General features: G+C 60.4%; 23 protein-coding genes and 2 tRNA genes. 11 read left to right on the forward strand and 14 right to left on the reverse strand.

The features are described from left to right. The first annotated feature begins 162 nt into the window (after positions 1-162). Positions 163-903, forward strand: a complete 741-nt coding sequence (locus PMA3_RS03665) for a hypothetical protein (protein ID WP_064675895.1) — start codon at positions 163-165, stop codon at positions 901-903. After that, the gene (rimI, locus tag PMA3_RS03670) at positions 896-1,348 is read left to right on the forward strand and encodes a ribosomal protein S18-alanine N-acetyltransferase (protein ID WP_064675896.1); all 453 of its coding nucleotides are present in this window, start codon (positions 896-898) and stop codon (positions 1,346-1,348) included. The genes PMA3_RS03665 and rimI overlap by 8 nt, the downstream gene beginning before the upstream one ends. Positions 1,349-1,473: 125 nt before the next feature. On the opposite strand, the gene PMA3_RS03675 is transcribed toward rimI, so the two are convergent. Next, a complete protein-coding gene (locus PMA3_RS03675) occupies positions 1,474-1,878 on the reverse strand; it encodes a hypothetical protein (RefSeq protein ID WP_064675897.1) in 405 nt (134 codons plus the stop codon). 168 nt (positions 1,879-2,046) lie between these two features. Here PMA3_RS03675 and can point away from each other — a divergent pair, with 168 nt between their 5' ends. Beyond that, positions 2,047-2,691 (forward strand): carbonate dehydratase, encoded by a 645-nt coding sequence (can, locus tag PMA3_RS03680; protein ID WP_064675898.1) that lies wholly within the window; start codon positions 2,047-2,049, stop codon positions 2,689-2,691. Positions 2,692-2,697: 6 nt separating this feature from the next. Here can and PMA3_RS03685 read toward each other — a convergent pair whose 3' ends face one another. From PMA3_RS03685 to PMA3_RS03695, 3 genes are all read right to left on the reverse strand, one after another. Further along, on the reverse strand, positions 2,698-3,222 hold the full coding sequence (locus PMA3_RS03685; RefSeq protein WP_064675899.1) for an SET domain-containing protein: 525 nt from the start codon (positions 3,220-3,222) through the stop codon (positions 2,698-2,700). Positions 3,223-3,398: 176 nt separating this feature from the next. Further along, positions 3,399-4,571, reverse strand: a complete 1,173-nt coding sequence (locus PMA3_RS03690) for a hypothetical protein (protein ID WP_064675900.1) — start codon at positions 4,569-4,571, stop codon at positions 3,399-3,401. Between the two features lie 109 nt (positions 4,572-4,680). Further along, positions 4,681-6,099, reverse strand: a complete 1,419-nt coding sequence (locus tag PMA3_RS03695; protein WP_064675901.1) for a short-chain fatty acid transporter — start codon at positions 6,097-6,099, stop codon at positions 4,681-4,683. A gap of 202 nt (positions 6,100-6,301) precedes the next feature. On the opposite strand from PMA3_RS03695, the gene PMA3_RS03700 reads away from it, so the two are divergent. Together PMA3_RS03700 and ddlA are read left to right on the forward strand one after the other, a co-directional pair. Continuing rightward, positions 6,302-7,615 (forward strand): MFS transporter, encoded by a 1,314-nt coding sequence (locus PMA3_RS03700; protein WP_064675902.1) that lies wholly within the window; start codon positions 6,302-6,304, stop codon positions 7,613-7,615. Between the two features lie 29 nt (positions 7,616-7,644). Beyond that, positions 7,645-8,739, forward strand: coding sequence for a D-alanine--D-alanine ligase (ddlA, locus tag PMA3_RS03705; protein WP_064675903.1), 1,095 nt, complete (start codon positions 7,645-7,647; stop codon positions 8,737-8,739). A gap of 80 nt (positions 8,740-8,819) precedes the next feature. On the opposite strand, the gene ggt is transcribed toward ddlA, so the two are convergent. Together ggt and PMA3_RS03715 are read right to left on the reverse strand one after the other, a co-directional pair. Then, on the reverse strand, positions 8,820-10,652 hold the full coding sequence (ggt, locus tag PMA3_RS03710; protein WP_064675904.1) for a gamma-glutamyltransferase: 1,833 nt from the start codon (positions 10,650-10,652) through the stop codon (positions 8,820-8,822). A 233-nt stretch (positions 10,653-10,885) separates the two neighbouring features. Then, positions 10,886-10,962, reverse strand: a tRNA-Met gene (locus tag PMA3_RS03715). A gap of 262 nt (positions 10,963-11,224) precedes the next feature. Between PMA3_RS03715 and PMA3_RS03720 the strand changes: the two genes are divergently transcribed. Next, on the forward strand, positions 11,225-12,442 hold the full coding sequence (locus PMA3_RS03720) for an MFS transporter (protein ID WP_064675905.1): 1,218 nt from the start codon (positions 11,225-11,227) through the stop codon (positions 12,440-12,442). A 160-nt stretch (positions 12,443-12,602) separates the two neighbouring features. Here the strand turns inward: PMA3_RS03720 and ychF are convergent, their stop codons facing one another. The 8 genes from ychF to PMA3_RS03760 all read right to left on the reverse strand — a co-directional run bounded on the left by ychF (position 12,603) and on the right by PMA3_RS03760 (position 19,525). Beyond that, entirely contained in the window at positions 12,603-13,703 is a 1,101-nt protein-coding gene (gene ychF, locus PMA3_RS03725; protein WP_064675906.1) for a redox-regulated ATPase YchF, read from the reverse strand. Between the two features lie 22 nt (positions 13,704-13,725). Then, positions 13,726-14,310, reverse strand: coding sequence for an aminoacyl-tRNA hydrolase (gene pth, locus PMA3_RS03730; RefSeq protein ID WP_064675907.1), 585 nt, complete (start codon positions 14,308-14,310; stop codon positions 13,726-13,728). A gap of 170 nt (positions 14,311-14,480) precedes the next feature. Further along, a complete protein-coding gene (locus PMA3_RS03735) occupies positions 14,481-15,083 on the reverse strand; it encodes a 50S ribosomal protein L25/general stress protein Ctc (RefSeq protein ID WP_064675908.1) in 603 nt (200 codons plus the stop codon). Between the two features lie 142 nt (positions 15,084-15,225). After that, positions 15,226-16,167, reverse strand: a complete 942-nt coding sequence (locus PMA3_RS03740) for a ribose-phosphate pyrophosphokinase (RefSeq protein WP_003171603.1) — start codon at positions 16,165-16,167, stop codon at positions 15,226-15,228. Between the two features lie 45 nt (positions 16,168-16,212). Further along, positions 16,213-16,287: transfer RNA gene (locus PMA3_RS03745), tRNA-Gln, on the reverse strand. A gap of 37 nt (positions 16,288-16,324) precedes the next feature. Then, positions 16,325-17,176, reverse strand: coding sequence for a 4-(cytidine 5'-diphospho)-2-C-methyl-D-erythritol kinase (gene ispE / locus PMA3_RS03750; RefSeq protein WP_064680610.1), 852 nt, complete (start codon positions 17,174-17,176; stop codon positions 16,325-16,327). A gap of 2 nt (positions 17,177-17,178) precedes the next feature. Continuing rightward, entirely contained in the window at positions 17,179-17,796 is a 618-nt protein-coding gene (gene lolB, locus PMA3_RS03755) for a lipoprotein insertase outer membrane protein LolB (protein WP_064675909.1), read from the reverse strand. Between the two features lie 4 nt (positions 17,797-17,800). Then, a complete protein-coding gene (locus PMA3_RS03760) occupies positions 17,801-19,525 on the reverse strand; it encodes a tetratricopeptide repeat protein (protein WP_064675910.1) in 1,725 nt (574 codons plus the stop codon). 353 nt (positions 19,526-19,878) lie between these two features. Here PMA3_RS03760 and hemA point away from each other — a divergent pair, with 353 nt between their 5' ends. Genes hemA through murI form a run of 5 tightly spaced genes read left to right on the forward strand, consistent with a single transcriptional unit; the run spans position 19,879 to position 24,611 of the window. Beyond that, complete coding sequence (gene hemA, locus PMA3_RS03765; protein WP_064675911.1) at positions 19,879-21,168, forward strand: glutamyl-tRNA reductase; 1,290 nt, start codon at positions 19,879-19,881, stop codon at positions 21,166-21,168. Continuing rightward, positions 21,165-22,247, forward strand: a complete 1,083-nt coding sequence (gene prfA / locus PMA3_RS03770; RefSeq protein WP_064675912.1) for a peptide chain release factor 1 — start codon at positions 21,165-21,167, stop codon at positions 22,245-22,247. Before hemA ends, prfA begins: the two co-directional genes overlap by 4 nt. Further along, positions 22,248-23,078 carry a peptide chain release factor N(5)-glutamine methyltransferase gene (gene prmC / locus PMA3_RS03775; RefSeq protein ID WP_064675913.1) on the forward strand — a complete coding sequence of 277 codons (831 nt, stop codon included), beginning with the start codon at positions 22,248-22,250 and terminating at the stop codon, positions 23,076-23,078. Then, positions 23,072-23,827, forward strand: coding sequence for a molybdopterin-synthase adenylyltransferase MoeB (locus PMA3_RS03780; RefSeq protein ID WP_064680611.1), 756 nt, complete (start codon positions 23,072-23,074; stop codon positions 23,825-23,827). The genes prmC and PMA3_RS03780 overlap by 7 nt, the downstream gene beginning before the upstream one ends. Then, positions 23,820-24,611, forward strand: a complete 792-nt coding sequence (gene murI, locus PMA3_RS03785) for a glutamate racemase (protein ID WP_064675914.1) — start codon at positions 23,820-23,822, stop codon at positions 24,609-24,611. The genes PMA3_RS03780 and murI overlap by 8 nt, the downstream gene beginning before the upstream one ends. The last annotated feature ends 92 nt before the right edge of the window (positions 24,612-24,703 follow it).

Genomic DNA, 24,703 nt, shown 5'->3' on the forward strand with positions numbered 1-24,703 from the left:
GCTGTCGCCTTTTTTCACAGGAGGAAAGACTATCGGTGAAGTCTATCGATCAACAGCGCGGGCGATCTTGGGCGAAGGGCGGTAGAATCCCTGCACTTTCAGTTATCCACAAGTGGCCGACCTTTGCTTATCGAGTCCCGTCGTCGCGCTTATCTGGCCGCCATGCAGGTGGTCAACTGGCTGCCGCGCACCGAATTGCCCTTTGCTGCGCCTTCGCGGCCCGAGCTCCTGGCAACGCCCGAGCCTTTGGTCGTCGCCCCGGTTACGCCGGCTCCTGTGGCCGAGCCGCCCGTGGAACCGCGGGTCAAACCTGCCGAACGGGTAAAGATCGAGGTACCCCGGCCATCGTTGGCCAGCACGCGCACGAACGCCAAGGTCGAAGAAGAGGCCGCCCCGGTCGCGATCAAGGCGCCGATCGTGCCGCCGCCACGCTTCGCCCTGCAATTGCTGCGGGCCGGTCGCTGCCTGGTGCTGGTGGAGTTACCCACAGGCGAAACATTCCAGGCACGGGATCCTGCCTATCTGCTGCTCAAGGACATGCTGCGCGCCGCCGGTCTGCCGGACAGCCCGCAAATCGTCGGCGAGCCGGTGCGCTGGCCGCTGCTGGCCCGCGGCACCATGGACCAGGGCCCGGAAGCCGCCCGTGATTTTGTGCAAGGGTTTGTTTCGGCCCGGCTGGAGGACGCCCCGTGTGTCTGCCTGTGGCTGATCGGCCTGCCAGCGATACGATTTGCCGGTGAAGCGAATGCCGAAGCATTCAATCGTGAACTCCAGGTCGAAGGCCTGGGCCCGGTCTGGGCCCTGCCGGGTCTGGAACTATTAATGGAAGAGCCACAGCGTAAGGCTGATGTCTGGCAAGCCATGCGTCGGCTGATGGCGCGCTGGAAAGAACCCAATGAGTGACGCTGTATCGTTCCGCCCGATGACCGAGGCGGACCTGGACGCCGTACTGAAAATCGAATACGCGGCCTATAGCCATCCCTGGACCCGCGGGATTTTTCTCGATGGCCTGGGCAAGTACCAGATCTGGCTGATGTTCGAAGGGCAGCAGCAGGTCGGTCATGGCGTGGTGCAGATCATTCTCGATGAAGCGCATCTGCTGAATATCACTGTCAAACCGGAGAATCAGGGGCGTGGCCTGGGTTTGACGCTGCTGGAGCACCTGATGTCGATTGCCTACGAGGCCGAGGCGCGGGAGTGTTTCCTGGAAGTGCGCGACAGTAACCGGTCGGCATTCCGGTTGTATGAGCGGTATGGATTTAACGAGATCGGGCGTCGGCGGGATTACTACCCGGCGGTGGGTGGGCGCGAAGATGCAGTGGTCATGGCCTGCACCTTGGTCGATTGAATCCTGAAAGCTTCGCGGGCAAGCCTCGCTCCTACAGGGGGGGCGTCGGTCTCACATGTTGTGTCCGACACCAATCCTGCAGGAGCGAGGCTTGCCCGCGAATGCGTCTTAACAGACGAAGAAAATCAACGTTTACCATCCATCGGATCCCGCCGCGCCATCTCCTCCTCATCCAGCCCATTGCCCCCGCCAATATCGTCTTCATCGACAATGCTCAAATCCCAATCCGCCGGGTCACCTTCACCGGCCTCTTGAGCATCCCGCGCACCGTCTTCGCGGATCAAGGTCTCCGGGCTCATATCGTCGTCGGTAGATTCATGGTCATCGGTCGAGGCCCCGGTCATGCCGGCTTCCTGCACTCGCTCCCGGGGCATCAGACGCTCGCGCTCGGCTTGCGGCAACTCGTCGCCGATTTTGGCGCTCGGTTCTTCTTCATCGAAATCCAGCTCATGCATCGAACCCATGCGGTCTTCGTTGTCGTCAATGGGCTCGGGTTGCACCGCATCGAACGGACGTCGTGTATCAGTCATGGTAATTCCTCATACTGTGGGCCTTACTACGGTGGACCCACTGGGCTGCCCAGAATTCCGCCGGGCTGGAACACCGGTAATATGCATCACCTGCAATCTGTATCTCGCGCGTGACCCCGACGGGCGGTTGTCTGTCAAATCAGCGCATCATTCACGAGGCTTCATTGCATGAACGAATTACAAGATCTGATTGATAACAACGAACGCTGGGCCGAAGCGATCAAACAGGAAGATCCGGACTTCTTCTCCAAGCTGGCTCGCCAACAGACGCCGGAATACCTGTGGATCGGCTGCTCCGATGCCCGTGTGCCGGCGAACGAGATTGTTGGCATGCTGCCCGGCGACTTGTTCGTCCACCGTAACGTGGCCAACGTGGTGCTGCACACTGACCTCAATTGCCTGTCGGTGATCCAGTACGCGGTCGACGTGCTCAAGGTCAAACACATCCTCGTCACCGGCCACTATGGCTGTGGCGGTGTGCGCGCCTCGATGCAGGATCGCCAGTTGGGCCTGATCGACGGCTGGCTGCGCTCGATTCGCGATCTGTACTATGAAAAACGCGAAGAGCTCGCCGAATTGCCGACCGAAGAAGAGCGGGTCGACCGCCTTTGCGAACTCAACGTGATCCAGCAAGTGGCGAACGTCGGGCATACCAGCATTGTGCAAAACGCCTGGCACCGCGGGCAGAAACTGTCGATCCACGGCTGCATCTATGGCATCAAGGACGGTCGATGGAAAAGCCTGAACACGACCATCAGCGGTTTCGAGCAGTTGCCGCCGCAGTACCGTCTGCGTCCGGTCGAGGCATTGTAAAAGCCTTCAACCGCGACCTGGTCGATGCCAGTGTTGAAGAAACTGCCGGCCATTGTCATTCGGTGACTCATCGTAGCCGATGATCCAGCCTCGGCAGCCGGGACAGCCGCAGCGGCAGGCAAACTGCCGCTGCAGCTTGTCTTCCGTCGCGGCGAAATCCATCGTCAGTCGATCACCTTTCTTGATGTCCTTGAGCGCCCATAACCATAACTCGCTCATGTCGAGAAAGACGTTGGGGTCGCAGCAATGGCTCAGCAAGCCACAGAAGCGCGGGTCGTAAACATGGATCCCCGGCGCCAGCTGACGCGTATGTCGGCAGCGATAGGGCAACAAGTGGCCGGATACCCGGCAGATCCGGCTGATGCGCGGAAACTCGCGCAGTGCCATGACCGCCAGTGCCGAGCCCTGAGCATTGCAGATGATTTCAAAGTCGTCTCTGGAGGGGAATCCGAGACGAAGAGGCAACTCTGCAAAGGGATAGATGCCCTTGAATGGCGGTGGGGGCATTCCGTGCTCGGCGTGGGCTTTCATAACATTCCTTGTCGGTGGAGTGCTGCGACATCTTCAGCTGACCTCCTGTCAGCCCTGCAACACGGTTACGCCACAAGCCTCTCGCAAAAAATTCCATCGGTCTACTGTCAAAACTGACAGGGGGAAGGCGCGCTTTGCCGCGTCAGCCACGGCTTGCGCTGCAAAGGCGCTGATCCTTATAGATTGGTCGCAGAATTCGCACGCACCGGCACAGGGGCCTTGAGCTGTGTGAGCTGGGACTTGATCGGGGTCGTCGCGCATTTGGCCACGGCCTGTTCAGGCGTCAGGCTGCGGATCGAGGTGTAGAACAGCTCGCAGGTTTTTTCTTTGCGGGTCACCTGCCAGGTCTGGGTGCAGCTTTGGAGCTGGACGTTCGGGTCGCTGCCCGGTTTGCTGCCCATCCCGGCCTGCCAGCAGGCAGCGCTCAAATCCTGGCCCATGATTTTCAGCCCGGCGGCGTCAGCCTGGGCCTGGGCATCGTCGCCGCCGTAACTGTCCGGATTGGCGGCGTACCAGATGTAACTCGGGTGGTTGGAACCCAGCACCGGCACCTTGACCCCTTCGCTCGGGCTGATGGTCGCCAGCCCCAGGACGTTCACGGTCGGGCCATATTGCTGCTTGATCCAGTTACGCACCGGCGCCCCAAAGGCGACCATGGGCAATGCCGCGCCACTGGCGTTCTGGCTGACGTCCTTGACCATGGTGGTCTGGTAGTCCTTGAAGTAGTCGTAGACGCCTTCCAGGTCCTTGCCGGCGCTGGACGGCGCGGCAATCGGAGCAATGTCGATGATGGTCTGGTAGCCCGGCGTCTGTTCGGCGGGGATGCCGTTGTCGGTAAGCAGCGTGGCCCAACGATCGGTGGTGGCTGACCTCAGGTAATCCTGAGCCTGGGTCAGCGAATAGTCCGGCGGGAAGTGCAGCAATTCGACGCTCTTGCGGTTTTCCAGGGCCATGCCCAATGGCAGGAACAGATTCCAGCTGAAGGCCCACTTGCCGTCGGCGTTCAACTTGCTGGCACCGGTGTAGGCCAGATCGCCAGCGTCGAGCAGGGCCGCCAACGGTTTTTCGTAACCGTCGGGAACGCCGCTGATTTCGGCATAGAGCTGACCGTTGTCGGTTTTGACCAGCACTTTCGCCGCGCTGTAGCCATCGCGCTTGACGCTTTGGCTCAGGTAATGCTCGACGGTTTGCTCCAGCGTCCAGTTGCGAAAGCAGATCACGTTGCAGTTGTTGGGATAAGCGAAAAGCCGGGTGACGCGCTCGGTACTGCCCAGCTTCAGGTCGACATCGGCATGGGCGGCGGCGCTCAGGGCGAAGGTGACGAGGGTAAGTCCTGCGAGTTTGAACATGCTCAGATCCTTTTCAGCGTGTGGGCCCTTGGCTTTGGGCGCCTACATACTGAAACAGACTGGACTGAACAAGAAGTGGGGCCGATGAAAATATCGGCCCTTTTTTGCGTCAAGGCATCACTGGTGGCGTATACGTCAGCGTCGTCCCCAGCGCCCACAGCAGCACCAGCACCAGCGGCGTGTGCACCAGCAGCTGCACGAACGAGAATCCGATCAAGTCCCGAGCCTTCAACCCCAGCACGCCCAGCAGTGGCAGCATGTAGAACGGGTTGATCAGGTTGGGCAGGGCTTCCGCGGCATTGTAGATCTGCACGGCCCAGCCCAGGTGGTAGTTCAGGTCGTTGGCCACTTGCATCACGTAGGGCGCTTCGATGATCCACTTGCCGCCGCCGGACGGGATGAAGAAACCGAGGATCGCCGAGTACACCCCCATCAACAGCGCGTAGGTGTCGTGGGACGCGATGCTGACGAAAAAGGTCGAGATGTGGTGGGCCAGGGTCTGGGCGTCCGTCCCTTTGACGGTGGTCATCAACGCGGCGATCGAACCGTACAACGGGAACTGGATCAGGACACCGGTGGTGGTCGGCACCGCGCGGGTTACTGCATCGAGGAAGCTACGCGGGCGCCAGTGCAGCAGGGCACCGAGCATGATGAACAGGAAGTTATAGGTGTTCAGCCCGGAAATCGCACTGATCGCCGGTTTGGTCGAGAACTCGTGGAACAGCCATCCGGCCGCCAGCAGCACGAGCAGAATCGTCAGCAACGGGCTGTGTTCCAGCCATTCGCCGGGGCGGGTGCGCGGTTGCAGCGGCGGCAGGTTGAAACTCGGGTCGACGCCGCAGGCCTGGGCATCACGGGCGGAATTGGGGCCCGGTGCGGTGGCATAGGCAATGATCAGCGAGATCACGATCAGCGCCAGTAACATCACGCCGGACTGCCAGAGAAAGATGGTTTGGGTGAACGGAATCACCCCGGTGATCGACAGAATCGACGGCGGCAGGCTGCCCGGGTTGGCCTGCAATTGCGCTGCGGAGGACGACAGGCCCAGGGCCCACACCGCGCCCAGACCCAGATAGGCGGCGGCACCGGCGGCGCGGTAATCCATTTTCAGATCGGTCCGGCGGGCGAGGGCGCGCACCAGCAAACCGCCAAACACCAGCGACAGCCCCCAGTTCAACAACGAGGCGACCATGGAGATCAGTGCGACCCAGGCCACGGCAGAGCGACCGTTTTTCGGGAGGCGTGCCAGGCGGTCGATCAGTTTCACCGCCGGTGGCGAGCTGGCGACCACGTAACCGCCGATCACCACGAAGGCCATCTGCATGGTAAACGGGATCAGGCTCCAGAAACCGTCACCAAAGGCCATGGCGGCATCGGTGGGTTTGGCGCCCATGGCCAGAGTGGCCACGGCGACGATGATCACCGCCAGCGCGGCAAACACCCAGGAATCGGGGAACCAGCGCTCGGCAAAGCTTGAGCAGCGCAGGGCAAAGCGGGCGGAGCGGCTATCTTCGATATCAGCGGCCACGGGCGTACCTCGGATTTTTAGTTTTTATTGAGGTCTTCAGGGCTGCACAGGCCCGTCTGGACAGCTGCCAACAGTAATTGAATCGACCTTTTTTTGTGACGAAGTTTTACCCGTATTGGACTTTGGTCTAACGGGTTGTCCACTGGCGCGTTTGCGTAGACCATGTGCGCCTTGGTTTTTGACCTGTGCCAGAGTTCTGTTCATGACTGCCAATACCGATTCGCGCCCGGCGCCGTTCACCCGCTCCGACTACAAGACCCTGGGCCTTGCCGCCTTGGGTGGCGCGCTGGAAATCTACGACTTCATCATTTTTGTGTTTTTTGCGCTGACCCTCAGCCAGCTGTTCTTTCCGCCGGAAATGCCCGAATGGCTGCGCTTGCTGCAAAGCTTCGGGATTTTCGCCACCGGTTATCTGGCGCGGCCCCTGGGCGGGATCTTGATGGCGCATTTCGCCGACCGGCTTGGACGCAAGAAAGTCTTCAGCCTGAGCATCCTGATGATGGCGCTGCCCTGCCTGCTGATCGGGATCATGCCGACCTACGCGCAGATCGGTTATTTCGCACCCTTGTTGCTGCTGGCCCTGCGCATCCTGCAGGGGGCTGCAGTCGGCGGGGAAGTGCCGAGCGCCTGGGTGTTCGTCGCCGAGCACGCACCCGTGGGGCATCGAGGTTACGCCCTGGGCTTCCTGCAGGCCGGCCTGACGTTTGGTTACCTGATCGGTGCCCTGACCGCGACCTTTCTCGCCCAGGCATTCACCCCGGCGGAAATCCTTGATTACGCCTGGCGTTATCCGTTCCTGCTGGGCGGTGTGTTTGGGGTGATTGGCGTCTGGCTGCGTCGCTGGCTCAGCGAGACCCCCGTGTTCATGGCCATGCAGGCCCAGCGCGATGCCGCGGTCGAACTGCCGCTGCGCACGGTGTTGCGTGAACATCGCCTGGCCATGCTGCCGGCGATGCTCCTCACCTGCGTGCTGACCTCGGCGGTGGTGGTGTTCGTGGTCATCACCCCGACCATGATGCAGAAGTCCTTCGGCATGACGGCCAGCCATACCTTCGCCCTGAGTGCGCTGGGCATCGTTTTCCTTAACGTCGGCTGTGTGCTCGCCGGGCTGCTCGTTGACCGCATCGGCGCCTGGCGCACCGTGATGCTCTATAGCCTGCTGCTGCCGTTGGGCATCGGCGTGCTCTACACCTGCCTGATTGCCGGGGGCAGCTGGATCGGCCTGGCCTATGCGGTGGCCGGCCTCTGTTGCGGGGTGGTGGGTGCGGTGCCGTCGGTGATGGTCAGCCTGTTTCCGGCGCGGATCCGTGTTTCGGGCATCTCCTTCACTTACAACATTGCCTACGCCGCCTGGGCGAGTGTCACTCCGCTGCTGTTGATCGGACTGATGCCATGGAGCCCGTGGATCTGTGTGATTTTCAGCGCGGTTATGGGGGCCGTCGGCGTGAGCTGCGCGGCGTATTTCGGCGCACGGATGCCGCGAGCCGGAAGTTGCCCGGCCGCGAGTGTTGTGTAATCGGATGGCTAATCGCTGAGGAGTCTTGAATGAGCAAGTTGCGGGTGGGGATTATTTTCGGAGGCCGTTCGGCCGAGCACGAGGTGTCGCTGCAGTCGGCGAAAAATATTGTCGATGCGCTGGATCGTTCGCGCTTTGAACCGGTGCTGATCGGTATCGACAAGCAAGGCCACTGGCACCTGAACGATCCGTCGAACTTCCTGCTCAACCAGGAAAATCCGGCGCTGATCGCCCTCAACCAGTCCAACCGCGAGCTCGCCGTCGTGCCCGGCAAGGCCAGCCAGCAATTGGTCGAAACCTCCAGCCAGGAACTGCTGGGCCATGTCGATGTGATCTTCCCGATCGTCCACGGCACCCTGGGTGAGGATGGCTGTCTGCAGGGATTGCTGCGCATGGCCGATCTGCCGTTCGTCGGCTCCGATGTGCTCGGTTCGGCGGTCTGCATGGACAAGGACATCAGCAAGCGCCTGCTGCGTGACGCCGGCCTGGCGGTCACACCGTTCGTGACCCTGACCCGCGCCACGGCGGCGCGCACCGGGTTCGCCGAGGTCCAGGGCAAGCTCGGCCTGCCACTGTTCGTCAAACCGGCTAACCAGGGCTCCTCCGTGGGCGTGAGCAAGGTGAGCGACGAAGCCGAGTACCTGGCGGCGATCGAACTGGCGCTGGATTTCGATGAGAAAGTCCTGGTCGAGTCTGCCGTCAGCGGTCGCGAGATCGAATGCGCGGTACTGGGCAACGAAGACGCCATCGCCAGCGGTTGCGGCGAGATCGTGGTGCGTAGCGGGTTCTATTCCTACGACAGTAAATACATCGACGATCAGGCGGCTGAGGTGGTGGTCCCGGCCAACATCAGCCCTGAGGCCAGCGAGCGCATCCGGGCGCTGGCCGTCGAGGCGTTTCAGGTGTTGGGCTGTTCCGGGTTGGCGCGGGTCGATGTGTTCCTGACAGACAACGGTGAAGTGCTGATCAACGAGATCAACTCGCTCCCCGGCTTCACCCGCATCAGCATGTACCCCAAGCTGTGGCAGGCCACCGGGATGACCTACAGCGAGCTGGTCAGTCGCCTGATCGAGCTGGCGCTGGAGAAGCACAAGGCGCGACAGGCGCTGAAGATCTCGCGTTAGTACATATGGCCGCCTGACTTCCGCTCTCCATAAAAAAGGGCCTACCTCCCGGTAAGCCCTTTCTCGTTCCAGCGTACGACTCAATCTCCCAGCGCTTCCCCCTCACGCCGCGGATCCGCCCCACCTGCCAGCGCGGCTTTCCCCTGCGCATCCTTGATCCGAACAATCGCCTGGGTCCCGCTGGTCATGTCGATCTCGCTCACGCTGTGCCCTTTGTCCTTCAATGTCTGAATCAGCCCGGCGCTGAATTGTCCGCGTTCCAGTTCCGTCGGGCCATTGCGGCTGCCGAAGTTGGGCAGGGCGATGGCGGTTTGCGGGTCGAGGTTCCAGTCCAGCAGGCCGATGGTGGATTTGGCGACGTATTCAATGATCTGCGAGCCGCCGGGGGAGCCGAGGGTGGCGAGGAATTCGCCGCTCTGACGGTCGAAGATCAAGGTTGGCGCCATGGATGAGCGCGGGCGCTTGCCGGGCTCGACGCGGTTGGCGACCTTCTGCCCGTTCTCTTCGGGGATGAACGAAAAGTCGGTCATCTGGTTATTGAGCAGGAAGCCCTGAACCATCAGGTGCGAACCGAAGGCGGATTCGACGGTGGTGGTCATCGACACCGCACCGCCCAGGTCATCGACCGCCACCACTTGCGAGGTGGAGATGCGCAGCGGCGAACGGTCTGGCGCATAGGCGACCTTAATGCCCGGCGGCGTGCCGGGTTTGGCCATGCCCATGCTGCGGTCACCGATCAGGGCGGCACGGCTGGCCAGATAGGTCGGGTCTACCAGGCCTTTGACGGGGACGGGCACGAAGTCTGTGTCGGCCAGATACAGCGCGCGGTCGGCGTAGGCCAGGCGCTCGGCTTCGGCGATCAGGTGTACGGCTTCAGGGGCGGGCTCGAGGCCTGCAGGCTTGTCAGTCTTGAGCGGTTTCAGTGGCGCCAACGCAAAGCGCGCATCGCGGCTCTCCAGGGCCTGCAAGGTGCCGAGGATCTGCGCCACGGCGATCCCGCCCGACGACGGCGGCGGCATGCCGCAGACCTGCCAGCGCTTGTAGTCGGTGCACAGCGGCGCGCGTTCCTTGGCGCTGTAGCCTTGAAGATCGTTCAGCGACAGGCTGCCGGGGTTGGCGTGACCCTGAACCCTGGCGACGATCTCCTGTGCAACAGCGCCTTTGTACAGCGCATCGGGACCCTCCTGGGCGATGCGTACGTACAAGGCGGCCAGGGGCGGGTTTCTCAATAGCGTGCCTGCGGCTTTCGGGCTGCCATCAGCGTTCAGAAAATACGCAGCCATCTGCGGCGAGCGTGTGATGGACGAGTCCGAGGCGATCAATCGATGCAGGCGCGGCGAGATGGCAAAGCCTTGCTCGGCCAGTTCGATCGCCGGCTCGAACAGTTGGGCCCATGGCAGGCGGCCGTGTTTCTGATGAGCCAGTTCCAGTGCGCGCAACACCCCCGGCGTGCCCACCGAACGACCACCGATCTGTGCCTGAGTGAACGGCATCGGTTGGCCGTCGGCCTGCAGGAAAAGCTTCTCGGTGGCGCCGGCCGGTGCGGTTTCGCGGCCGTCGTAAGTGCGCACGGTCTTGCCATCCCAGAGCACGATCAACGCGCCACCGCCGATGCCCGAGGATTGCGGCTCGACCAGCGTCAGGACGGCTTGCATCGCAATGGCCGCATCGATCGCCGAACCGCCCCGGCGCAGCATCTCCCGCCCGGCTTCGGCCGCCAGGGGGTTGGCCGCTGCCGCCATGTGTTTCGAGGCGTGCCGGGTTTGCAGGTCGGTGCGGTAGCCCGAGGCGGCTTCCGGTGCGATCGGCAACGTCGAGGCGGGCGGAGCATTGCACGCGGCAAGGATCGAAGCGCTGGCAATCAGCGACAGCGCTGACAGGCGATAGCGGCTCAAGTCAAAGGCTGAGGACACGCAGGGCACTCCGTCCGTGGGAAAAGATCCGAGGACTTTATCGGCCGACAGCCAGTGACGCAAATCATGGCCCACGGCAAAGACGCATTTGTCCTTCATGCATCAGCGAATTTTCTGTCGGAGGGAGGGCAGCATGGTCATGCCGATGAGGCGCGCGTGCACTCAACGGTTCAGGCCGCTTTTCTCCAGGCATAAAAAAACGGCCTACCTTTCGGTAAGCCGTTTTTAGTACTTGGTGGCTACACAGGGACTTGAACCCCGGACCCCAGCATTATGAATGCTATGCTCTAACCAACTGAGCTATGTAGCCAAGTGGCGCGCATTATTCACCGCAAACGATAATGCGTCAAGCGTAAATATAAAATATTTCTCTGCGCTTTCAACCGCTTATCCCTGAGAGCCGAAAAATCGGGTCGGGGAAGGGCATCATCTGAGCAGAAATCTCCCGGTATTCGCACTCCAGGCCTTCAAGGTACGGTCGTTAGCAGGCTAAGGGGATGGCGCTGCAGCCCTGAAAAATGGCACATTGACGCACCTGCCCGTGTGCACCCATCCGCTGTACGGAAATTCCCATGGCTATCAGCAACGTCCAGACCGGCGCTCAGCCGGCATCCGCGACTTCACAAAGCAGCCCCCTGGTCATGCGCATCATCGGCGCCGTGGCTCTGGCGCATTTGATCAACGACCTGATCCAGTCGGTGTTGCCATCGATTTACCCAATGCTCAAGGCCAACTATGGCCTGAGCTTCACCCAGGTCGGCTTGATCACCCTGACCTTTCAACTGACGGCCTCGCTGCTGCAGCCGTGGGTCGGCTACCACACCGATCGCCATCCCAAGCCCTGGCTGCTACCTGCCGGAACGGTGTGCACGCTGATCGGCATTCTGATGATGTCGGTGGTCGGTACCTTCCCGTTGATTCTGCTGGCGGCCGGGCTGATCGGCATCGGCTCCTCGACTTTCCACCCGGAAGCGTCTCGCGTGGCGCGCCTGGCTTCGGGCGGGCGTTTCGGCCTGGCGCAATCGACCTTCCAGGTCGGTGGTAATGCCGGGTCGGCCTTCGGTCCGTTGCTCGCCGCCGCGATCATCATTCCTTTCGGACAGGGCCATGTGGCCTGGTTCGGATTATTCGCGGTGTTTGCGCTGTTCGTGCTCTACCGGATCAGTCGTTGGTACGCCAATCACTTGAGCCTGTTCAAGCTCAAGCAAGGTCAGGCAGCGACGCACGGCTTGTCGAAAAACCGGGTGATCAGTGCCTTGGTGGTACTGGGGCTGCTGGTGTTCTCCAAGTATTTCTACATGTCCAGTTTGACCAGCTACTTCACCTTTTACCTGATCGAGAAATTCGACCTGTCGGTGGCCAGTTCGCAGTTGCACTTGTTCCTGTTTCTCGGAGCGGTAGCGGCAGGGACCTTCTTCGGCGGGCCGATCGGCGACAAGATCGGGCGTAAGGCAGTGATCTGGTTTTCGATTCTTGGCGTGGCACCGTTCACCCTGATCCTGCCTCACGTCGACCTGTTCTGGACCAGCATTCTCAGCGTGGTGATCGGCTTCATCCTGGCCTCGGCGTTTTCGGCCATCGTGGTGTACGCCCAGGAATTGGTGCCAGGCAATGTCGGGATGATTGCCGGGGTGTTCTTCGGGCTGATGTTCGGTTTTGGCGGGATTGGCGCGGCGTTGCTCGGGCATCTGGCGGATGTTCATGGCATCGAGTACGTGTACTTCCTGTGCTCGTTCCTGCCGTTGTTTGGCGTGTTGGCGATCTTCCTGCCGAGAACCAAGAAGGCCTGAGCCCGCGTGACCTGTAGGAGCGAGGCTTGCCCGCGAAGGCGTCATCACTGACGCTAAAAGCTTCGCGGGCAAGCCTCGCTCCTACAGGTCGGTGGTGTTGCCCGGATTTCAGGCACAAAAAAGCCGCGTATCGAACGCGGCTTTTTCTTTAGCAGATGTTTTACACGTTGAAACGGAAGTGCATCACATCGCCGTCTTTAACAATGTAGTCCTTGCCTTCCAGGCGCCATTTACCGGCTTCCTTGGTGCCGGCTTCGCCCTTGTACTGGATGAAATCGTCATAGGCGATGACTTCGGCGCGGATGAAGCCTTTTTCGAAGTCGGTGTGGATCACGCCAGCGGCCTGGGGTGCGGTAGCACCGACGCGGACGGTCCAGGCGCGGACTTCTTCGACACCGGCGGTGAAGTAGGTCTGCAAGTGCAGCATCTCGTAGCCGGCGCGGATCACGCGGTTCAGGCCAGGCTCTTCAAGGCCCAGGGCTTCGAGGAACATGTCTTTCTCTTCGCCGTCATCCAGTTCGGCGATTTCGGCTTCGATCTTGTTGCAGACCGGAACCACCATGGCGCCTTCTTCTTCGGCGATGGCCTTGACGATGTCCAGCAGCGGGTTGTTCTCGAAACCGTCTTCAGCGACGTTGGCGATGTACATGACCGGCTTGGTGGTCAGCAGGTGGAAGCCGCGAATGACCGCTTTGTCGTCGGCGCCCATGGTCTTCATCAGCGTGCGCGCAGGCTTGCCGAGGGTGAAGTGAGCGATCAATTGCTCTAGCAGGCCCTTCTGGACCACGGCGTCCTTGTCACCCCCCTTGGCGTTACGCGCAACTTTCTGCAGTTGCTTCTCGCAGCTGTCGAGGTCGGCGAAGATCAGTTCCAGGTCGATGATCTCGATGTCGCGCTTGGGATCGACGCTATTGGAGACGTGAATCACGTTCTCGTCTTCGAAGCAGCGGACCACGTGGGCGATGGCATCGGTTTCGCGGATGTTGGCGAGGAACTTGTTGCCCAGGCCTTCACCTTTCGAAGCACCAGCCACCAGGCCTGCGATGTCGACGAATTCCATGGTGGTCGGCAGGATGCGCTTGGGATTGACGATGGCCGCCAGGGCCTCCAGACGCGGATCCGGCATCGGTACGATACCGGTGTTCGGTTCGATGGTGCAGAAGGGGAAGTTCTCGGCCGCGATCCCGGATTTGGTCAGGGCGTTGAACAGGGTGGACTTGCCGACGTTAGGCAGGCCGACGATGCCGCAATTGAATCCCATGGTGTTTCCCCTCGGATAAGTGTCAGGCCTTCTGGCTGTGCAGGTTTTTCATCGCGCGGTTCCATTCACCGGCGAGGATATCCGGCAGCACGCCGAGGGCAAAATCGATGCTGGCATCGAGTTTTTCCTGTTCGGCGCGTGGCGCACGACCCAGGACGAAATTTGAAACCATACTGGCAACGCCCGGGTGGCCAATGCCAAGCCGCAAGCGGTGAAAGGTATTCTGATTGCCCAGTTGCGCGATGATGTCGCGCAACCCGTTGTGACCGCCATGGCCGCCGCCCTGTTTGAGCTTGGCAACGCCCGGAGGCAGGTCGAGTTCGTCGTGCGCCACGAGAATTTCTTCAGGCTTGATGCGGAAGAAACCGGCGAGTGCCGCCACGGCCTGGCCGCTGCGGTTCATGTACGTGGTGGGAATCAGCAGACGAACATCCTGACCCTGATGCGAATAGCGCCCGGTCAGGCCGAAATATTTGCGATCCGCCGCAAGGTTTACGCCCTGTGCGTTCGCGATGCGCTCAACAAAAAGGGCCCCTGCGTTATGCCGGGTCTGTTCGTATTCAGCGCCTGGATTTCCCAAGCCAACGATCAGTTTTATGGCAGTCACGATAGGGGCCCTTCCTTGGAGTGGTGGATAACATCGCCGCAACCGGTGTGTGCGGCGAAAGTGGACGGCAAGTGCTCATTTACCATTATGTAAACTCCGCGTTCTCGCCCGCTTTCTCGCTACGTTCCAGTCCGCGATGTTACTTGATCACTCCGGCATCACAGAGTGAATTACTCTGCTGCGCCTTCTTCGGTAGCTTCTGGAGCAACACGTGGAGCGTGAACGTTGGCAACAGCCTTGTCGTCACCGTGTGCCAGAGCAACAAACTCAACGCCTTTAGGGGCTTTGAGGTCGGACAGGTGAATGATCGAACCGATTTCGGCGTCAGCCAGGTCGACTTCGATGAATTCAGGCAGATCTTTCGGCAGGCAGGTCACTTCGATTTCCGAAACGACGTGCGAAACTTCGCCGCCTTTCTTGATCGGAGCTTCTTCGCCGACGAAGTGTACAGGCACGATAGCGGTCAGTTTCTGGCCGGCTACAACGCGTACGAAGTCAGCGTGCAGCACGTGGCCTTTGGCCGGGTGACGCTGCAGAGCCTTGATGATTACGTTTTGCTTGGTGCCGCCAACGTTCAGCTCGATGATGTGGCTGTAAGCCGCTTCGTTTTCGAGCAGTTTGGCAACTTCTTTAGCCAGCATGCTGATGGATTCAGGGGCTTTTTCGCCACCGTAAACTACAGCTGGAACCAGGCTTGCGAGACGACGCAGGCGGCGGCTCGCACCTTTCCCCAGGTCGGAACGCACTTCAGCATTCAGAGTAAATTCGTTCATGTTGTATCTCCAAAATAACCACATTCGCCCCAGCGTTTGCGACCAGCGCTAAAGGCGATATGGGCAAAAAAGCCCCGCCCCGACAGGAATGCCGGGGCGGGGCGCTTTTCGTCAACAGGATGTAATGAAAAGGGCAGGGCCCTTAACGGAACATCGCGCTGATCGATTCTTCATTGCTGATGCGGCGGACCGCTTCGGCAACTACCGGGGCGATATCCAGTTGACGGATACGCGCACAGGCTTGTGCTGCAGCGGACAGCGGGATGGTGTTGGTCACCACCAGCTCGTCCAGCACGGAATTTTCAATGTTCTCGATTGCCCGACCCGACAGCACGGGGTGTGTGCAGTAGGCGAAAACCTTGGCAGCGCCATGCTCTTTCAAAGCCTTTGCCGCGTGGCACAATGTGCCGGCGGTATCGACCATGTCATCGACCAGGATACAGGTACGCCCCTCGACATCACCGATGATATGCATCACTTCAGAGTGATTGGCTTTCTCACGGCGTTTGTCGATGATCCCGAGATCCACGCCCAGGGATTTGGCAACGGCACGTGCACGCACGACGCCACCAATGTCCGGGGAGACGATCATCAGGTTTTCGAAGCGCTGATCTTCAATGTCATCCACCAGAACGGGGGAGCCGTAGATGTTATCTACCGGAATATCGAAGAAGCCCTGAATCTGGTCAGCATGCAGATCAACCGTGAGAACACGGTCGATGCCGACTACGGTAAGCATGTCAGCAACGACTTTCGCGCTGATAGCCACACGTGCGGAACGCGGACGGCGATCCTGACGGGCATAACCAAAGTAAGGAATTACAGCAGTGATACGAGTAGCCGAGGAGCGGCGGAAGGCATCAGCCATCACTACCAGTTCCATCAGGTTGTCGTTGGTCGGAGCGCAAGTCGGCTGAATAATGAAGACATCTTTACCGCGGACGTTTTCATTGATCTCGGCAGTAATTTCGCCGTCGGAAAACTTACCGACAGAGATGTCACCGAGAGGGATATGCAGCTGACGTACGACACGCCGAGCCAGATCGGGGTTAGCGTTCCCCGTAAAGACCATCATCTTGGACACGCGCAGTACCTAGAGGCTGAGGGTAACCTGGATGAGTATAGAAAATGGCAGGGGCGGCTGGATTCGAACCAACGCATGGCAGGATCAAAACCTGCTGCCTTACCGCTTGGCGACGCCCCTGTATCTGTTGCAACGAGTACCCAGTACTCGGTTCCTTTTAGAGCAGACTTTGCAGCTTGCGATGCAACATCGAAACGTTGCTTCCTTTTGCTACAAACCCTGTAAGGGTCTCTGTAAGAAGGGCCGAGACTTTATCAGCTTCAGCTTTGCTTGGGAAGCCCCCAAACACACAACTTCCAGTTCCGGTGAGTTTTGCTTCGGTAAATTTACCTAACAAATCCAATGCGTTACGTACATCTGGGTAACGCCTTGCTACCACCGGTAAGCAGTCATTTCGACTGTTTCCCTTGGGAACGGGGCGCACTTTAATGGGAGAAGAGTTACGTGTCAACAACGGATCTGAAAAAATTTCTGCTGTACTTACAGATACTTGCGGCACAAGCACGAGATACCAAGGTTCTTCGGGGTCTACAGGGGTCAGTTTTTCCCCGACGCCCTCGGCAAAAGCCGCGTGGCCACGCACGAAAACCGGGACGTCGGCGCCCAGCGTCAGGCCCAAGGTGGCCAGCCGATCCTCATTCCAACCCAGTTGCCAGAGATGATTGAGGCCGAGCAGAGTCGTCGCGGCATTTGAGCTGCCGCCACCGATGCCACCGCCCATGGGCAGGATTTTTTCGATCCAGATGTCGATCCCGAGCGAACAGCCGGATTGCTCCTGAAGTTTTTTTGCCGCCCGGACGATCAGATTACTGTCGTGCGGGACTCCTTCGAATTCGGTGTGCAGGCGAATCACGCCATCGTCGCGCACGGCAAAGGTGATTTCATCGCCGTAATCGAGAAACTGAAAAATGGTCTGCAACTCGTGGTAACCGTCTTCACGGCGACCGAGGATGTGCAGCATCAGATTGAGTTTGGCCGGGGAGGGCAGCGTCAAGCGAGGCGCGGTCATGGTCATTGCCCCAGTTTGCGAGGTTGCCATTCCTTGATCACCAGCGTGACGTCAAGGTCGGTGCCATGCAGTTTGATGCGCTCGGGCAGCCAATAGCCGTTTTGCTCGGCGTAACTGAGGTACTCCACCTGCCAGCCATCCTGTTCGAGATTGGCCAGGCGGCTGTCGGTGTCCAGAGTCAGGCGACTTTTGCTGTCCGGGGCCGGAAGCCCGCGCACCCACCAGGCCAGATTGGACACCGGCAATTTCCAGCCAAGCTGTTCTTCGAGCAGCGTTTCCGGAGACGTCGCGTCATAACGGCCCTGGTTGGCGACTTCCAGTGAGACTTTGCCGGGGCGACCGGTCAAGCGAGCCGCGCCGCGACCCAGGGGGCCGGAAAGGCGGATGTCGTAGTAATCCTGGCGTTGCAGCCAGAACAAGGTGCCGCTGCCGGAATCCTTGGGCGCGCGGATGCCGATCTTGCCGTTGATCTGCCAGCCGTCAAGCCCCGTAAGCTGCTGCTTGTACTCGCGCCACTGGGCCGTGTTGCCTTGACCCTGGACCGATTCGCGGGCACCGAAGCCCGCGCAACCGGCGAGCAGGGCAATGAAACTGAAAACGATGAGGTGGCGCATGAACATAGGTTTATAGAGTCTCTGATCCGGTCAGGCGCTTGATGGTGCTGCGCAGGATAGGGCTGTCGGGCTGTTCCTTGAGGAACTTGCCCCAGATTTGCCTGGCTTCGCGTTGCTTGCCGTTGGCCCACAAGACTTCGCCCAGGTGAGCGGCGACTTCCTGGTCGGGGAAGCGATCCAGGGCCAGGCGCAAGTAGCGTTCGGCCTCATCGAGATTGCCCAGGCGGTAGTGCACCCAGCCGAGGCTGTCGAGCACCGCCGGGTCTTCCGGATTGATCTGGTGCGCCTGTTCGATCAGGGCCTTGGCTTCGGCGTAACGCGTCGTACGGTCGGACAGGGTATAACCCAGGGCGTTCAGTGCCATCGCATTGTCCGGGTCGCGCTTGATGATCTGCCGCAGGTCTTTTTCCATCTGCGCCAGGTCATTGCGTTTTTCCGCCTGCATGGCGCGGGTGTACAGCAAATTCAAGTCGTCCGGGTATTTCTCCAGCGCTTGCTGCAAGACTTTCCAGGCCTTGTCCCCCTGTTTATTGGCGGCCAGGGTTTCGGATTCGATCAAATACAACTGAATGACGTAATCGGGCTGTTCGTCGCGCTCTGCCGCCAGACGGCGTTGGGCTTCGGCGGTCCTGCCGTTATTGATCAGGATATCGGTCAGGCGCAATTGTGCCGGCAGGTAATCGTTACCCGGCCTGACCTGGGCGTACTCGATCAGTGCACCTTGGGGGTCATTGCGTTCTTCCGCGATACGGCCGAGGTTCAAGTGGGCCGAATCGACATGGCTGTCCCGGGCGATCAGTTCTTCCAGATACCCCTTGGCCTCGTCCCAGGCCTTGGCTTCCAGGCACACCAGGGCCAGGGAATATCGCAGTTCGTCGTCCTCCGGGTACTGCTGGACCAGGCTCGAGAACTCGACCTTGGCCTCGTCCATGCGGTCCTGTTCAACCAGCATGCGCGCGTAAGTCAGGCGCAGGCGTTTGTCGTCCGGGTACTGCTTGATGCTTTTTTTCAGCAGCGGCAAGGCTTCATCGCCACGCTCGAGCGATTGCAGCAGGCGTGCGCGCAGCAGGATCGGGGCAATTTCACCCTCGTCCGGGGGATTGTCTTCCAGCAGGGCCAGCGCGCCCTTGGTATCACCGTCTTGTTGCAGCAGCAAAGCCTTGCCGAAAATCAGCTGGCTGTTGTTCGGGTGGCGCTGCAACAGACGGTCGAAGCTTTTCATCAGGCCGTTGCGCGTGTCTTGATCGGTATCGGCCGCAGACAGGGCGAGGAAGTCGAAATGCGTGTCGCCTTTGCCTAGCAGGACTTTCTCCATGTAGGCCATCGAATCGTCATAACGTCCGGCGCGAGCCAGCTGCACCGCGGCGGCCCGTTGCGCCTCGAGATCGTCCGGGGCGTTTTTCGCCCAGATCAGCGCGGTGTCCAGCGCTGCCTGATCGGCGCCCAGATACTCGGCGATACGAAATGCCCGCTCGGAAATGCCCGGATCCTGGGTGTTGATCGCCTGGGTCACGTAGTTGTCCAGGGCAATGTCGAAGCGATTGCGCTGGCCAGCCAGTTCAGCGCTCAACAGGCTGAAGACGGTATCTTCGCTGAAGGAGCTGTAAACCTTGGGCTTTACAGGGGCCGGGGTGCTGTCTTCGACCGGCGGCGTACCGTCCGGCGAAACGGGTGCCAAAGCCTGGCAGCCGCTGAGGAAGACAAGAGCGAGGAGCAACGCGGAAGATCTATTCATATAGGAGGAGGACGACTAACCTGCGGTCGGATCATCATGACACAAGCCTTCGGCCAAACATAACCGCCCCTCCATTTTCCCCTGTACACCGGTCCCCTGGACACGATCCCCCTGTAGGCGCGAGCTTGCTCGCGAAGGTCGTCAACGATAACGCTGGAAGCCTGGCACCCCGCGGCGCCCTCAGGTTTATCGCGAGCAAGCTCGCTCCTACAAGGGGGCGGCGGCGAACCCTGTAAACGAGAAGCGCTCGCACGCCTGGCTATCGCCTGCCGGGCCAATAGAGATCGAGTAGTTGTTCTCGCTGTGTCGAAGTAGGACAATTGCCGGCTTCACGTCACCATCAGCGACCTTGAATGGCCTTCCTTGCACTCGGTATCAACCACAAGACTGCTTCAGTAGACGTCCGCGAGCGCGTGGCCTTTACCCCTGAACAGCTGGTGGAGGCCTTGCAGCAGCTCTGCCGACTCACCGACAGCCGCGAAGCTGCGATCCTCTCCACCTGCAATCGCAGTGAGCTCTATATAGAACAGGATCACCTTTCGGCTGACATGGTGTTGCGCTGGCTGGCCGATTATCACCATTTGAGCCTCGAAGAGCTGCGCGCGAGCGCTTATGTGCACGAAGATGATGCGGCAGTTCGTCACATGATGCGGGTGGCCTCCGGGCTCGACTCGCTGGTGTTGGGCGAACCGCAGATTCTCGGTCAGATGAAGTCCGCCTACGCCGTGGCGCGCGAAGCCGGCACCATCGGTCCGTTGCTCGGACGACTGTTCCAGGCCACGTTCAATGCGGCCAAGCAAGTGCGCACCGACACCGCCATCGGTGAGAACCCGGTGTCCGTGGCGTTTGCCGCGGTCAGCCTGGCCAAACAGATTTTCAGCGACCTGCAACGCAGCCAGGCCTTGCTGATTGGCGCCGGCGAGACCATTACCCTGGTCGCCCGCCATCTGCATGAGTTGGGGGTCAAGCGCATCGTGGTCGCCAACCGGACGCTGGAGCGTGCGAGCATCCTGGCCGAGCAGTTCGGCGCCCACGCCGTGTTGCTCTCGGATATCCCGGCCGAGCTGGTGCGCAGCGACATCGTCATCAGTTCCACCGCCAGCCAGTTGCCGATCCTGGGCAAGGGGGCGGTAGAAAGTGCCTTGAAGCTGCGCAAGCACAAGCCGATTTTCATGGTGGATATTGCCGTCCCTAGGGATATCGAGCCGGAAGTCGGTGAACTGGACGACGTTTACCTGTATAGCGTCGACGATCTCCACGAGGTGGTCGCCGAAAACCTCAAGAGCCGTCAGGGTGCAGCCCAGGCGGCGGAAGAGATGGTTTCGATCGGTGCCGAAGACTTCATGGTCCGCCTGCGTGAACTGGCGGCGGTGGATGTGCTCAAGGCTTATCGTCAACAAAGCGAGCGCCTGCGCGACGAAGAATTGCTCAAGGCCCAGCGGATGCTGGCCAACGGCAGCAGCGCCGAAGACGTGCTGGTGCAATTGGCGCGGGGCCTGACCAATAAACTCTTGCATGCCCCGAGCGTGCAATTGAAAAAGCTCTCTGCCGAAGGCCGCCTCGATGCGCTGGCCATGGCCCAGGAACTCTTTGCCCTCGGTGAGGGCTCATCGGATAGCTTTTCGGATAAGAAACCGCAATGAAAGCGTCACTGCTCAATAAGCTGGACATCCTCCAGGACCGTTTCGAGGAATTGACCGCCTTGCTTGGCGATGGCGAGGTCATTTCCGATCAGACCAAATTCCGCACCTATTCCAAGGAATACGCGGAAATCGAGCCGATTGTCGAAACCTATAAACAGTTGCTCAAAGTGCAAGGCGACCTCGAAGGCGCCCAGGCACTGCTCAAGGACAACGACCCGGACATGCGCGAAATGGCCGTGGAAGAAGTCCGCGAAGCCAAAGAGCAACTGATCGAAATCGAAGCCGGATTGCAACGCATGCTGCTGCCCAAGGATCCGAACGACGGCCGTAACGTGTTCCTCGAAATCCGCGCCGGCACCGGCGGTGACGAAGCGGCGATCTTCTCCGGCGACCTGTTCCGCATGTATTCGCGTTACGCCGAACGGCGTGGCTGGCGCGTGGAAATTCTCTCGGAGAACATCGGCGAACACGGCGGCTTTAAAGAAGTCATCGCCCGGGTGGAAGGCGACAACGTCTACGGCAAGTTGAAATTCGAATCCGGCGCACACCGGGTGCAGCGGGTTCCGGCCACTGAATCCCAGGGGCGCATTCACACCTCGGCCTGCACCGTGGCCGTGTTGCCCGAGCCGGACGAACAGGAAGCGATCGAGATCAACCCGTCCGATTTGCGGATCGATACCTACAAATCCTCCGGTGCCGGCGGCCAACACGTCAACAAGACCGATTCGGCGATCCGCATCACCCACTTGCCATCCGGCATCGTCGTCGAGTGCCAGGAAGAACGTTCCCAGCACAAGAACCGCGCACGGGCGATGTCCTGGCTGTCGGCCAAGCTCAACGACCAGCAGACCAGCGCCGCCGCCAATGCCATTGCCAGCGAGCGTAAATTGCTGGTGGGCTCGGGCGATCGCTCCGAGCGGATCCGCACCTACAACTTTGCCCAGGGCCGGGTGACTGACCATCGGGTCAACCTGACGTTGTACTCTCTCGACGAAATCCTCGCGGGCGGTGTCGATGCGGTGATCGAGCCGTTGCTGGCCGAGTACCAGGCCGATCAACTGGCGGCCATAGGTGAGTAAATGACGATCATTGCCAGTTTGTTGCGTGCCGCCGAATTGCCCGACTCGCCCACGGCGCGTCTGGATGCCGAATTGCTGCTGGCCGCTGCCTTGGGCAAATCCCGCAGTTTCCTGCACACCTGGCCGGAACGCATCGTCCCGAGCGAAGCCGCATTGACCTTTGCCGGCTTTTTGCAGCGTCGTCGTGGCGGCGAACCGGTGGCGTACATCCTTGGCCAGCAAGGTTTCTGGAAGCTCGATCTGGAAGTGGCGCCGCACACGCTGATCCCGCGCCCGGACACCGAGCTGCTGGTGGAAGCCGCACTGCAATTGCTGCCGGCGACCCCGGCCAGTGTGCTCGACCTGGGCACCGGCAGCGGCGCTATTGCCCTGGCCCTGGCCAGCGAACGTCCGGCGTGGAAGGTCACCGCCGTGGATCGCGTGCTCGAAGCCGTGGCCCTGGCCGAGCGCAATCGGCAGCGCCTGCACCTGAACAACGCCACGGTCCTTAGCAGTCATTGGTTCAGCGCGCTGGCGGGCCAGCGCTTTCAACTGATCATCAGCAACCCGCCCTACATCGCGTCCGCCGATCCGCATCTGGCCGAGGGCGACGTCCGCTTCGAACCGGCCAGCGCTCTGGTGGCCGGTGTCGACGGGCTCGACGATCTGCGTCTGATCGTCGCCCAGGCGCCTGATTATCTTGAGGCGGGTGGCTGGCTGATGCTCGAACACGGTTACGATCAAGCCGGTGCGGTGCGCGAGTTGCTGCTGGCCCGGGGTTTTGAACAGGTCCATAGCCGCACCGATCTGGGCGGCCACGAACGCATCAGTCTGGGGTGCCTGCCGTGCTGAATGATCAGGAATTGTTGCGCTATAGCCGGCAGATTCTGTTGCAACACGTCGACATAGACGGTCAGTTGCGACTCAAGCAAAGCCGCGTATTGATCGTCGGTCTTGGCGGTCTTGGCTCACCGGTGGCGCTGTATCTGGCCGCCGCGGGGGTCGGTGAACTGCATCTGGCAGACTTCGACAGCGTCGACCTGACCAACCTGCAACGCCAGATCATCCACGACACGGATAGCGTCGGGGTCAGCAAGGTCGATTCGGCCATCCGCCGTCTAGGCGCGATCAACCCCGAGATTCAATTGATCGCCCATCGCGCGGCGCTGGACGAAGACTCCCTGGCCGCCGCCGTGGGTGCCGTGGATCTGGTATTGGACTGCTCGGATAATTTTGCCACCCGTGAGGCGGTCAACGCCGCCTGTGTGAGTGCGCGCAAGCCGTTGGTCAGCGGCGCGGCGATTCGCCTCGAAGGGCAATTGTCGGTGTTCGACCCACGGCGTGCGGACAGTCCGTGTTACCACTGTTTATACGGACACGGCAGCGAAGCCGAACTGACGTGCAGCGAAGCCGGCGTGGTCGGGCCTCTGGTGGGATTGGTGGGCAGCCTCCAGGCGCTGGAAGCCATGAAACTGTTGGTGGGTTTTGGCGAGCCGCTGGTGGGGCGTCTGTTGTTGATCGATGCCTTGGGCACGCGCTTTCGCGAGTTGCGGGTCAAGCGTGATCCGGGGTGCAGCGTCTGTGGTACTGCCCATGCGTGAAGCGCCAATCGGCGTGTTCGATTCCGGCGTCGGTGGGCTGTCGGTGCTGGCCGAGATCCAGCGCTTACTGCCCAATGAGTCGCTGCTGTACGTTGCCGATTGCGGGAATGTGCCCTACGGCGAAAAAACCCCGGAATTCATCCGTCAGCGTTGCAGCGTCATGGCCGAATTTTTTCAGCAGCAGGGTGCCAAGGCCCTGGTGCTGGCGTGCAACACGGCTACGGTCGCCGGTGTTGCGGATTTGCGGCGCGACTATCCCCAGTGGCCGATTGTCGGCATGGAACCGGCGGTCAAGCCCGCCGCCGCGGCCACCCGCAGTGGTGTGGTGGGTGTGCTGGCCACCACCGGCACCTTGCAGAGTGCCAAATTTGCCGCGTTACTCGATCGCTTCGCCACGGATGTGCGGGTGATCACTCAGCCGTGTCCCGGGCTCGTGGAGCTGATTGAAAACGGTGACCTGCACAGTCCTGCCCTGCGTGAGTTGCTTGCCAGGTATGTCGGACCGCTGCTTGCCGCCGGTTGTGACACGATAATTCTCGGCTGTACGCATTACCCCTTCCTAAAGCCGTTGCTAAAGCAGATGATCCCTGAGGACATCAGTTTGATCGACACCGGCGCCGCGGTGGCACGGCAACTACAGCGTCTGTTGACCGAGCGCGAATTGCTGGCCGATGGAACAGCCGATGCTGCGCAGTTCTGGACGAGTGCCGATCCGGAGCATTTCAGAAATATCTTGCCGATACTGTGGAATACCTCGGGCGTTGTGCGAAGCTTCAACAAGTAGATAAATCTTGGGAAAACGGATAATTGGGATGAACTTCTGATTAAACGACGATTTCTATAGTTTTAGTGCTATTGAGAGCTACAAAAAAAACC

The organism is Pseudomonas silesiensis (assembly GCF_001661075.1).
Lineage (GTDB): Bacteria > Pseudomonadota > Gammaproteobacteria > Pseudomonadales > Pseudomonadaceae > Aquipseudomonas > Aquipseudomonas silesiensis.